Origin of the sequence: Microbacterium sp., from assembly GCF_046295495.1 — a bacterium.
Lineage (GTDB): Bacteria > Actinomycetota > Actinomycetes > Actinomycetales > Microbacteriaceae > Microbacterium.
This window is the reverse complement of sequence record NZ_JBKBNC010000062.1, coordinates 1-10194: the sequence shown is the minus strand read 5'-3', so window position 1 is coordinate 10194 and position 10194 is coordinate 1. Positions and strand designations below refer to the sequence as shown.

11 protein-coding genes and 1 pseudogene are annotated in these 10194 nt (G+C 71.9%); 7 read left to right on the top strand and 5 right to left on the bottom strand.

Annotated features, from left to right (window positions below; genetic code table 11):
* The first annotated feature begins 156 nt into the window (after window positions 1–156).
* Window positions 157–408: a type B 50S ribosomal protein L31 gene (locus ACK4LS_RS14020; RefSeq protein WP_055837630.1), complete on the top strand. Its 252-nt coding sequence runs from the start codon at window positions 157–159 to the stop codon at window positions 406–408.
* Here the strand turns inward: ACK4LS_RS14020 and ACK4LS_RS14015 are convergent.
* Window positions 386–823: a nitrilase-related carbon-nitrogen hydrolase gene (locus tag ACK4LS_RS14015; RefSeq protein ID WP_409718479.1), complete on the bottom strand. Its 438-nt coding sequence runs from the start codon at window positions 821–823 to the stop codon at window positions 386–388. The genes ACK4LS_RS14020 and ACK4LS_RS14015 overlap by 23 nt on opposite strands.
* 62 nt (window positions 824–885) lie before the next feature.
* On the opposite strand from ACK4LS_RS14015, the gene ACK4LS_RS14010 reads away from it, so the two are divergent.
* Window positions 886–1347, top strand: a complete 462-nt coding sequence (locus ACK4LS_RS14010; RefSeq protein ID WP_409718476.1) for a GNAT family N-acetyltransferase — start codon at window positions 886–888, stop codon at window positions 1345–1347.
* Between the two features lie 146 nt (window positions 1348–1493).
* Here the strand turns inward: ACK4LS_RS14010 and ACK4LS_RS14005 are convergent, their stop codons facing one another.
* Window positions 1494–3338 (bottom strand): DUF222 domain-containing protein, encoded by a 1845-nt coding sequence (locus ACK4LS_RS14005; protein ID WP_409718473.1) that lies wholly within the window; start codon window positions 3336–3338, stop codon window positions 1494–1496.
* Between the two features lie 193 nt (window positions 3339–3531).
* Window positions 3532–4266: pseudogene (locus ACK4LS_RS14000) on the bottom strand (exonuclease domain-containing protein).
* Window positions 4267–4435: 169 nt separating this feature from the next.
* On the opposite strand from ACK4LS_RS14000, the gene ACK4LS_RS13995 reads away from it, so the two are divergent.
* Window positions 4436–5308, top strand: a complete 873-nt coding sequence (locus ACK4LS_RS13995) for an alpha/beta fold hydrolase (protein WP_409718470.1) — start codon at window positions 4436–4438, stop codon at window positions 5306–5308.
* Window positions 5309–5405: 97 nt separating this feature from the next.
* On the opposite strand, the gene ACK4LS_RS13990 is transcribed toward ACK4LS_RS13995, so the two are convergent.
* On the bottom strand, window positions 5406–5963 hold the full coding sequence (locus tag ACK4LS_RS13990; protein ID WP_409718483.1) for a CGNR zinc finger domain-containing protein: 558 nt from the start codon (window positions 5961–5963) through the stop codon (window positions 5406–5408).
* A 71-nt stretch (window positions 5964–6034) separates the two neighbouring features.
* Here ACK4LS_RS13990 and ACK4LS_RS13985 point away from each other — a divergent pair, with 71 nt between their 5' ends.
* Window positions 6035–7027, top strand: coding sequence for an EamA family transporter (locus ACK4LS_RS13985; protein WP_409718467.1), 993 nt, complete (start codon window positions 6035–6037; stop codon window positions 7025–7027).
* 17 nt (window positions 7028–7044) lie between these two features.
* Here the strand turns inward: ACK4LS_RS13985 and ACK4LS_RS13980 are convergent, their stop codons facing one another.
* Complete coding sequence (locus ACK4LS_RS13980; protein WP_409718464.1) at window positions 7045–7518, bottom strand: Lrp/AsnC family transcriptional regulator; 474 nt, start codon at window positions 7516–7518, stop codon at window positions 7045–7047.
* A gap of 176 nt (window positions 7519–7694) precedes the next feature.
* Here ACK4LS_RS13980 and pdhA point away from each other — a divergent pair, with 176 nt between their 5' ends.
* The 3 genes from pdhA to ACK4LS_RS13965 all read left to right on the top strand — a co-directional run.
* Window positions 7695–8843 carry a pyruvate dehydrogenase (acetyl-transferring) E1 component subunit alpha gene (gene pdhA / locus ACK4LS_RS13975; protein WP_409718461.1) on the top strand — a complete coding sequence of 383 codons (1149 nt, stop codon included), beginning with the start codon at window positions 7695–7697 and terminating at the stop codon, window positions 8841–8843.
* Window positions 8840–9886, top strand: coding sequence for an alpha-ketoacid dehydrogenase subunit beta (locus ACK4LS_RS13970; RefSeq protein ID WP_409718458.1), 1047 nt, complete (start codon window positions 8840–8842; stop codon window positions 9884–9886). The genes pdhA and ACK4LS_RS13970 overlap by 4 nt, the downstream gene beginning before the upstream one ends.
* Window positions 9883–10194 (top strand): biotin/lipoyl-containing protein (locus tag ACK4LS_RS13965; protein WP_409718455.1); only part of this gene is annotated, 312 nt, incomplete at its 3' end. The genes ACK4LS_RS13970 and ACK4LS_RS13965, both read left to right, overlap by 4 nt.

Sequence of the window (10194 nt, the reverse complement as noted above, 5' to 3'; positions counted from 1 at the left end):
GCTCGCGGCTCGCGGCTCGCGGCTCGCGGCTCGCGGCTCGCGGCTCGCGGCTCGCGGCTCGCGGCAAGCGTGGTAAACTTTCCCGTTGGTGCCTCCGGCGCCGCAGACTTTGACGTCCTGGCAGAATCCAGGGCACCACTTCTCAAAGGACCTCCCATGCAGACTGACATCCACCCCACGTACAAGGCCGTCGTGTTCCGCGACCTCGGTTCGGGCGACACCTTCCTCACCCGTTCGACCGTCTCCAGCGACAAGACGATCGAGCTCGACGGCGTGGAGTACCCCGTCATCGACGTGGAGATCTCGTCGGCCTCGCACCCGTTCTACACGGGCAAGCAGCGCATCATGGACTCGGCCGGCCGCGTCGAGAAGTTCAACCAGCGCTTCAAGAACTTCGGCGGTCGTTGATCCGCAGCGGTTCCCGCAGCAAAAGCCCCTCGTCCTTTCGGACGGGGGGCTTTCGCATTGTCGGGGCAGGCGCGGACGGGGCTGCCGCTCCTAAGGCTGAGGTGGCGGGGCAGGATGCCGGCGGGTGGGTGCGCCGGGTGGCGAGCTCAGCGCGTCTGTGACAGGTCGCCGACGTGATGGTGCGGGCTTCATCGACGACCCGCTGGATCGGCGCGAGCCAGGCGGAGTCGTCGAGGCGGGGTAGGGGGCCCGCGAAGACCTCGGTGTCGTACCCGGTGAGGAATGCCTCGGGGAACACCACCAGTGACGCTCCCGCGGCGGCCGCGTGCGCGGTCAGCTCTGCCGTGCGGTGCACGTTGTGCGTGACGTCGCCGGGGCGCGCCTCGGCCTGGGTGGTGGCGATGCGGAAGGTCACCGGATCATCCTGTCAGCCACCGCGAGCGTGTTCGCGGGCGGATGGCTGGTTAGCTGAAGCACATGGAGCTTCAGCGATGTCGGACACCTATCGAGCTCGCGGAACTCGAGAAGTTCCTCCGCTCGGTCGATCTGACGGTGACCGGGTTGAGTGATGCGTCGGTGCACGCGTGGGTGGAGCGGGATGGCGACGGCGCCGTCGTGGGCAGTACCGGGTGGGAAGTGAGCGGCGACGGCTGTCACGCTTTGATCCGCAGTGTCGCCGTCTCACCTCAGCGACGGCACGCCGGACGAGGGCGAGCGCTGGCCGAATTCGCCCTGAACCGGGCGGCCCGGACCGGCGCGCGCACGGCCTGGCTCTTCAGCCGTCGCTCGGGAGGGTTCTGGCAGGGTCTCGGGTTCACCCCGGCCGACCGCGAGCAGCTCGCCGAGGTGCTCGCCGAGACGCATCAGGTGCGGATGTTCCGTCGGACGGGCCAGTTGCAGAACGAGGTCGCGTGGGTGCGGGTGCTGCAGGCGGAATGAGTGTGCTGTCCGAGCGATCCGCGAAAGGTGCACGCCGCGTCCGTAGACGAGCGACACGGCCGGGCGAGAGGAGTGTCGACGAGCGACACCACCGGGCGGGAGGTGATGCTGCGCGGGGCGGGGTGACCAGGAAGTCCCCGCGTCGCTCAGAACGGGGGCGGATCGGCGTCGTACCTCGCCCCGAGGGGCGATGTCCACGACGTGTCACCCGTCGCCGTTGCTGACGGTGACCAGCGCGTGTCGTGGCGGATCCGGTGATGGTGACGGCATTCGGGATCGAGGTTTTCGGCGTCGGTCTTGCCGCCGTCGACCCACGCCTGGCGGTGGTCGACGTCGCAATCGGTCGCGGCGCGGGCGCACCCGGGGAAGACGCACGTGGGCGAGGTGACGCCCAGCCAGCGTCGGAGCGCGACCGGGACACGGTAGGTCTTCCGATCGAGCGCGAGCGGCACCGCGGTGACGGGGTCTGTGAGCAGACGTATCCAGGATGCCGCCCCGCCCGCCAGACGACGTGCGGTGCCGAGGTCGATGGGGCCGTATCCCTCCAGCGTGGCCGGCTCGTGACCCGCCCCGAGCAGGGTGAGCACGGGCACCGTCAGGATGACGGTCGCCTGCACGGGTGAGGGCGTCGGATGTCGAGGTGCGAGGACGTTCTCGCGGGGGCCTGGCGGTTCTGCGGCCGATTCCAGCATCCCGGCCGGGGATGCGTCGGAGGGCGGCGATGACGGCGCGGTGCGGACAACGGGGGCGTCGCCATCGGGTGGTGGGGGTGCCGGTGAGGGGCCGCGCGAGTCGCCCTCGGGAGAGGCGCCTCCTGATCGCGCGTGCGGCAGGGCGGGCGAGTCCGCGTGCTTCGTCGTCGACACTCGTCGAGCATCGAGGGGCTCGCATTCGGAGGGAGGCGGGGCGGCGTCACCCGCGGGCCGCACGATGAGGTCGGCGAGAACGTCGGCGCGCAGCTGCGCGAGCGTGCGCTCCTCATCCGCCGCGGCCCGCAGGTGACGTGCCGCCCGGTCGAGCTGTGACATCATCCGGCGGGCGTCCGCCGCCGGGAGCAGGGCGGTCAGTGAAGCCATTCCGTCGAGTTCGGGCGTCATCCAGACTCCTCGATCGGACGCCGCTCGGCGGTGTCGCTCGTCGATGGATTCGGCATGCACCTTCTCGCGGATCGCCCGGGCGGCGACGGCGAACTTCGCGGGGACAAGACGGGCGGCGCGGTCCGTGACGGCGGAGTCGAACGCGCGCCAGACGGCAGCGGTCGCGTCAGCGGCGGCGTCCGCACCGACGGTAGCGTCGGCGTCCGCATCGACGGTAGCGTCGGCGTCCGCATCGACGGGAGCCTTCACCGCGTCGCCGTCGGATGGGGGTGTCGTATCGACCGATGCCTCGGGGAGGGAGTCGGCCAGCCGGGCGGTCTCGATAGCGTGTCGCTCCGAGGTGCGCCCGTCAGCGAACGCCCGCCACAGCCGGGGGCATCGCTCCTTCAGGGTTTCGGCACGTGTCGCGCGGGCTCGGACCGTCTGCTCCGACAGGTGCAGGCGCAGGGCGATCTCGGCGACGGCCGCCCGCTGGGCCATGTCGAGGCGGTCTCGGCGTACTGCCGCTGCCGTGCGACCGCGTCGATCGCGCCAGGCCCCGTCGAGCGTGGGATCGGGACCGACCCACGGGGTGGGGTCGGCGGCCGCGTCGGCGAGGATGGCGGCGATCAGCCGGTATTCCTCCGCCGTCGCGCGGTGCCGCTCGGCGACGACGAGCTCGAGGTGTCCCAGCCGGGCATCGAGATCGGCCGCCGCCTCGCTGCCCGGGCCGTCGGACGGGCCGCCGCCGCCGGCCGGATCCTCATCGTCGGCCCACCACTCGATGTCGGCGCTCTCGCGCAGCGCCGCCCATTCGGCATCCAGATCGAGTTCGTCGTCGGTGGGCCACGGCACGCCGTCGCTCGCCCGGAACGCCGGTGCGGGCCGGGTGGCGAGACGGGGACGGCGGGTCATGGCACGAAGGTAGTGCGGACCTCCGACATCGCCTCGGGCGCCCGTGATGAGCCTCCGGAATCCCGGCCGGGCGGGGGCGCGAGAGGTGTGGGTGTCTCCGGCTGGTGCGGGGACGCAAGGCGCGGGCTCGAGCCGTGCGGGTCGCGAGGGCTGTCGGTGACTGTCGCTCGGTGCGGCGCTCTCGGCCCGTTCTTCAGCGGATCGGCCACGCTCCGTCGATCGGCGCTTCCGCGGCATCCAGGCGCCCGATCTTCACGAAGTACTCCGTCAAGCTCGCGGCCTGCGCGCGGGCCCACGCGATCTGGCGGGTGTGGAGTTCGTCGAGGGTCGGCGGCAGCCACGGGCCGAACCTCTCGGCCAGGGCCAGGGCGAGGCGGCCCGCGGCGACGGCGTCGGCACAGGCTTCGTGGGCGGAGTCGAGGGGAACCGCGTAGTGCTCGGCGACCACCGACAGCGTGCGCTTGCCGCGGCGGTACCGGTCGAACGTCTTGTCGACCACGAGGGGGTCGATCACGGGCGCGGGCGCGTGGATGGGCGCAATGCCGTGGCGCACCGCCTCGTTCTTGAGCATCGAGAAGTCGAAGGGGGCGTTGTAGGCCACGACCGGGATGCCGGCGGCGAACAACGCCGTCAGCGCCTCGACCACCTCGGCGACCACGCGCGGCGCGGGAGCGCCCTCGGCGCGGGCGCGCTCGGTGGTGATGCCGTGGATCGCCGCCGCTCCCGCGGGGATCTCGACACCGGGGTCGGCGAGCTAGTCCCGGGCGTCGATGACCCGGCCGTCGACGTCGAGCACGCCCACGTGCGCGCTGACGATGCGGTCGCTCTCGACGTCGACGCCGGTCGTCTCGAGGTCGAACACGCCGACGAGGCGCGCCCACTCGGGCGTCTGGAAGAGGGGGAGCGGCTCGGCCTGCCACGTGGTCATGCGCCCACGGTAGGACGGGGCTCCGACATGGCGTCCGAGGCGCGCAGAGTCGTCGTCAGCGGGGGAGAACGGGGAGGGGAGGAGGGATCGCGCGCGGCCCATCCTCCCGCCGCCGCCCATCCTCCCGCCGCCACCGCCGATGTCGGGACCCCCTCCTAGACTCGAACCCATGCCGAACCCCTACGCCGACCTGCTCGCCGAGATCCCCGTCGTGCGCCGCGAGGCGGACGTGCTCGGTGGCACGACCGCGTACTGGGTCTACGGCGACGACGACGCCGAGACCACCGTCATCGCGGTGCACGGCTTCCGCGGCGAGCATCACGGTCTCGACCCGGTGGTGGCGCATCTGCGCGGCATCCGGGTCATCTCTCCCGACCTGCCGGGGTTCGGCGAGACCGCACCGCTGGCCGGACGCCCGCACGACCTCGACACCTACGCGCGGTGGCTGCGCTCCTTCGTCGAGGAGGTCGCGCCGGGGGCCGTCGTGCTGGGCCATTCGTTCGGATCGATCGTGGCGTCGGCCGCCGTGGCCGGAGGGCTCGCGACGCCGAAGCTCATCCTCGTGAATCCCATCGGCGCGCCCGCCCTCGAGGGGCCGCGTGGCGTGCTCACGCGCCTCGCGGTGTTCTACTACCTCGCCGGGGCGAAGCTCCCGCGAGCGATCGGCGAGGGGCTGCTGCGCAACGGGGTCATCGTGCGCGTGATGAGCAACGCCATGGCGAAGACCCGCGATCCCGAGCTCCGGCGCTTCGTGCACGAGCAGCACGACGAGTACTTCTCGCGCTTCGCCGACCGCGACGTGCTGCACGAGGCGTTCGTGACGAGCGTGTCGCACGACGTCCGCGAGTTCGCCCCGCGCATCGCGCAGCCGACCCTGCTGATCGCGGCCGAGAAAGACGACATCACCCCGATCGAGGCCGAGCGGCACCTGGCGACGCTGTTCCCGGATGCCGACCTGGTCGAGATCCCCGACGTCGGGCACCTCATCCACTACGAGACGCCGCAGGCTGCGGCCTCCGCGATTCGAGGGTTCCTGCAGTAACGCGGATCGCGGCGCCCGCCTCTCGGAACGCCGCAGGCCGCGGCAGCCGAGAGACGGGAGTTTCCGGCCTCGCGGGTGGGAGGGCCGGGGCGGTGCCTCACCCGGCCTCGGAACGCCTTCTGCGGTACGCGTTGACGTTCATGCGGTTGCCGCAGTTGCCCGAGTCGCAGTAGCGCTTCGAACCGTTCTTGGAGAAGTCGACGTAGACGCCGTCGCAGTCGTCGGCGTCGCAGACGCGGATGCGGGCGTACTCGTCGGCGCGGATGACGTCGACGAAAGCCATCGCGGTCTCCACGAGCATGCGCTGGGCGAGGTGATCCGAGGCCTCGGAGGCGTGGATGTGCCAATCGAAACCGTCGTGGCGCACGAGCTGGGGGAGCGCGCGCCCGTCGCGCAGCATCGCGTTGACGAGGGGGACCGCGCCGTCGCGGTCGACGTTCCACAGCTCCTGGATACGACGGCGGATGCCGCGCACGGCGGTGAGCTCGCGATCGTCGCGCGAGCGCGAACCGGTGTAGGTGTGCCGCTCGGCGAAGCCGTCGAGATCGGTCATCGAGGTGAGGGTGTCCACCCCGCTCATCTCGGTGTGGGGCAGCGTGTTGACCAGCTCGACGGCGGCGCGCAGTACGAGCTCGGTGTCACGGATGAAGACCATGTTGACTCCTGACATCTTCAGGTCGTACTGTCACGAGTGTAAACGTACTTCACTCCTGACAGCAGGCTCGTATGACCACGTCGTCCGTCACCCTTCCGCGCCCCACCCGTCATGGCTCGGGCGCCGTCACCGGTCTTCTCATCGCCGTCGCCTCGGCGCTGGCGTTCTCGTCCAGCGGGCCGTTCGTGAAGCCCCTGCTCGACGGCGGCTGGTCGCTCGGCGCGGTGCTCCTCGTGCGCATGGGGGTGGCCGCGCTCCTGCTGTCGCCGGCGCTGATCCTCGCGATCCGCCGGCAGCGCGGGTTCCTGCGACGCCACGGCCTGCTGATCGTGGCGTTCGGCCTCACCGCGGTCGCCGGATGCCAGCTGTTCTACTTCGCGGCGATGCAGCGGATGCCGGTGGCCGTGGCCCTGCTCATCCAGTACATCGCGCCGGTGCTCCTCGTGATCGCCGTCTGGGCGCGCACCCGCCGCGCGCCCTCGAAAGCGGTGCTGATCGGCTCGGTGGTGGCGATGGCGGGGCTGGTTCTCGTCGTCGACATCAGCGGCGCGCGCTTCGACCTGCTCGGCACGATCTTCGCGCTGTGCGCCGCCGTGTGCGCGGCCGCGTATTTCGTCATCGCCGGCCGCGCCGGCGACGACCTCCCACCCCTCGCCCTCGCCGCCGGGGGACTGCTCACCGGCACCCTGCTCATGGGGGTACTCGTGCTCACCGGCGTGCTGCCGTTCGCCGCGCCGTCGATCACCGTGACCCTCGCGGGGCTCGAGGTGCCCGGCATCCTGCCCCTGCTGTGGGTGGGCGGGGTGGCCACCACGCTCGGATACGCGCTGGGCGTGATCGCGGTGCCGCTCATCGGCTCGCGCCTGGCGTCGTTCGTGGGGCTGAGCGAGGTGCTCTTCGCCCTCGGTTTCGCGTGGCTGCTGCTGGGCGAGACGCCCGCGCCGATCCAATTCGTCGGCGGAGCGCTCATCCTCGCGGGGGTGGTGCTGGTGCGCCTGGATGCCGGGAGCCCCGCCGAACCGGCGGCCGAGACGGCGAGCATCCCGGTGGTGCCGGCGCCGTAGGGAGTGGTCCCGCGCGGCTAGACCGCCTCGCGCGCGAGCTGCATGAGCGGCCCCACCCGGTAGCCGATCACCTCGCCCATCACGAGCGAGGTCTCGGTGCGCTCGACGCCCTCGATGGAGAGGATGCGCGCGTCGGTGTCGAACAGGTGCTGGGTGTCGCGGCAGGCCACGCGCACGAGCAGGTCGACCTGGCCGCTGAGGCCGTGCGCCTGCAGCACCTCGGGCACCTTCGCCAGCTCCGCGCGGATCGCGGGGAGCTCGGCCTGGCGCACCGTCACCTGGAGGAACGCCTCGATCGGGAACCCGAGGGCCTCGGCCGAGAGCGTGCGCTCGAACGACAGGAACACGCCGCCGCGTTCGAGCCGGCTCATGCGGGCCTGAACGGTGTTGCGCGAGAGGCCGAGCCTCTCGGCGAGCGCGACGACGGTGGCGCGCGGATCGGCCGACAGGGCGCGGAGGAGGTCGAGGTCGACCGCGTCGAGCTTGCTCATGCTGCGAAACATTAGCAGTGACCCCCCGCCGCGCAATGGGCAGTGTGCTCAATGTGACGACGAGGTCTTGAGCGGGGTGCATTCCGCGCGTACGGTCGGCCCCGTCGGCGGTGTTGCCGGCACCCGGATCGCCCCGGCTCTCACGAGGAGCTTCGGGCCGCACTGGAGGGATGACGATGACGTACACCCAGACCACACCGGACCACGGAGCCGCCGACCGCGCAACAGCCGGCACCCCGGGAGACGTGGACGACGTCGCCCGGCTGCTCGAGCCGGACGGTTCCCGCGTGCCCGACGCGACGCTCGATCCGTGGATCGCCGACCTTTCGCCCCACGAACTCCGCGCCCTGCACCGTGACATGGCTCTCACCCGACGACTGGATGCCGAGGGCGTCGCACTCCAGCGCCAGGGGCAGCTCGCGCTGTGGGCCCCGTGCCGCGGTCAGGAGGCCGTGCAGGTGGGTACCGCCCACGCCCTCGCACCGGGCGACTTCGTCTTCCCCAGCTACCGCGAGCACGGCGTGCTGCTCGGTCGAGGCGCGCAGCCCGCCGACTACGTGCTCGCCTGGCGCGGCGAGGAGCACTCGGCCTACGACCACGCGCGGTTGAATGCCGCTCCGCCGCAGATCATCATCGGCGCGCAGTCGCTGCACGCGACCGGCTGGGCGATGGGCGCGCAACGCGACGGCTCCACCGACGTCGCCGTCGCGTATTACGGCGACGGCGCGACGAGCCAGGGCGACGTCAACGAGGCGATGGTCTTCGCGGCCTCGTTCCGCGCGCCGGTCGTGTTCGTGTGCTCCAACAACCAGTGGGCGATCAGCGAGCCCGTCACCGTGCAGGCGACGCACCCGATCGCGGGCCGGGCGCCCGGGTTCGGCATCCCGAGTCTGCGCATCGACGGCAACGACGCCCTGGCCTGCGTCGCCGCGATGCGCTGGGCGCTGGAGCGCGCCCGTCGCGGCGAGGGGCCCTCCTTCATCGAGGCCGTGACCTACCGCCTCGGACCGCACACCACCAGCGACGACCCCACCCGGTATCGAGACTCCGCCGAGGTCGAGGCCTGGACGAAGCGCGATCCGATCGCGCGCCTCGAGGCGTACCTGCGCGCCGAGGGCGTGCTCGACGACTCCGGTCTGGACGACGTCGCCCGGGCCGCCGACGCGCTCGCCGCCGAGGTGCGCGCCGCGTGCATCGGCGCGACGACCCGCGCACCCGAGACGATGTTCGATCACGTGTACGCGGAGCCGCACGCGGGTCTCGCCCGCCAGAGGGCGGAGTACGCGGAGTACCTCGCCGGGTTCGCGCAGGAGGAGGCGCGATGACCGCGCTCACCCTCGGCGCCGCGATCAACGCGGGCCTGTCGAAAGCGCTCGAGACCGACGAGCGCGTGCTGCTCATGGGCGAGGACATCGGCAAGCTCGGCGGCGTCTTCCGCGTGACCGACGGCCTGCAGCAGCGCTTCGGCGCCCAGCGCGTGGTCGACACCCCGCTCGCCGAGGCGGGCATCGTCGGCACCGCGGTGGGGCTCGCCCTGCGCGGCTACCGGCCCGTCGTCGAGATCCAGTTCGACGGCTTCGTCTACCCGGCGTTCGACCAGATCGTGTGCCAGGTGGCGAAGCTGCACTACCGCAGCAACGGTCGGATCCGCATGCCGTTGGTCATCCGCATCCCGTGGGCCGGGGGAGTGGGCGCGGCCGAGCACCACTCCGAGTCGCCCGAGGCGTACTTCGTGCACACCGCCGGACTCCGCGTCGTCGCCGCGAGCAACCCGCAGGACGCCTACGTGATGCTGCGCCAGGCCGTGGCATCCGACGATCCCGTGATCTTCTTCGAGCCCAAGCGCCTGTACCACTCGAGAGGCGAGGTCGATTTGGATGCCGATCTCGCCGACGCCCCGCCGATGCACCTCGCCCGGGTCGCCCGCGAGGGCACCGACGCCACCGTCGTCACGTACGGCGCCCAGGTGCGCACGGCCCTGGACGCCGCGCTCGCCGCATCGGACGAGGGGATCTCGCTGGAGGTCATCGACCTGCGTTCGCTGTCGCCGATCGACATGAACACCGTCGCGGCATCCGTGCGCAAGACCGGCCGCGTGGTCGTCACGCACGAGGCGGCGCGCGAGGCGGGGGTGGGGGCCGAGCTCGTCGCGAGCATCACCGAGCAGTGCTTCGAGTACCTCGAGGCGCCCCCGCAGCGCGTGACGGGCCACGACATCCCGTATCCGCCCTCGAAGCTCGAGAAGCATCACGTGCCCGACCTGGACCGGATCCTGCACGGGGTGGACCGGGTTCTGGACCGCGTGCCCGCGCACGGCACGGGCAGCTCGACGCCGGCCGCCGGGGCGACCGAGGGGAGCATCCGGTGATCGCCGAGTTCCGCCTCCCCGACCTGGGGGAGGGGCTCCCCGAAGCCGAGATCGTGCAGTGGCTCGTGGCGGAGGGCGACGAGGTGGAGCTGAACCAGACCATCGCCGAGGTCGAGACGGCCAAGGCCGTGGTCGAGATCCCGTCGCCCTACGCGGGTCGGGTGCAGTCACTGCACGCGGCCGCGGGAGACGTCGTGGCGGTGGGCGCACCCCTGGTGTCGTTCACCGTGGGCGCGGTCGACGACGAGCCGTCGGCCCCGGCGGCCGCCGCCGGTCGCGCCGTCGAGGTCACCGCGCAGGGCGGCGCG

Excerpts from the sequence above, each read along its gene's own strand:
- ACK4LS_RS14020 (WP_055837630.1), top strand. The coding sequence starts at position 157 with ATGCAGACTGACATCCACCCCACGTACAAGGCCGTCGTGTTCCGCGAC.
- ACK4LS_RS14010 (WP_409718476.1), top strand. The coding sequence starts at position 886 with ATGGAGCTTCAGCGATGTCGGACACCTATCGAGCTCGCGGAACTCGAG.
- ACK4LS_RS14005 (WP_409718473.1), bottom strand. The coding sequence starts at position 3,338 with ATGACCCGCCGTCCCCGTCTCGCCACCCGGCCCGCACCGGCGTTCCGG.
- ACK4LS_RS13995 (WP_409718470.1), top strand. The coding sequence starts at position 4,436 with ATGCCGAACCCCTACGCCGACCTGCTCGCCGAGATCCCCGTCGTGCGC.
- ACK4LS_RS13990 (WP_409718483.1), bottom strand. The coding sequence starts at position 5,963 with ATGGTCTTCATCCGTGACACCGAGCTCGTACTGCGCGCCGCCGTCGAG.
- ACK4LS_RS13985 (WP_409718467.1), top strand. The coding sequence starts at position 6,035 with ATGACCACGTCGTCCGTCACCCTTCCGCGCCCCACCCGTCATGGCTCG.
- ACK4LS_RS13980 (WP_409718464.1), bottom strand. The coding sequence starts at position 7,518 with ATGAGCAAGCTCGACGCGGTCGACCTCGACCTCCTCCGCGCCCTGTCG.
- pdhA (WP_409718461.1), top strand. The coding sequence starts at position 7,695 with ATGACGTACACCCAGACCACACCGGACCACGGAGCCGCCGACCGCGCA.
- ACK4LS_RS13970 (WP_409718458.1), top strand. The coding sequence starts at position 8,840 with ATGACCGCGCTCACCCTCGGCGCCGCGATCAACGCGGGCCTGTCGAAA.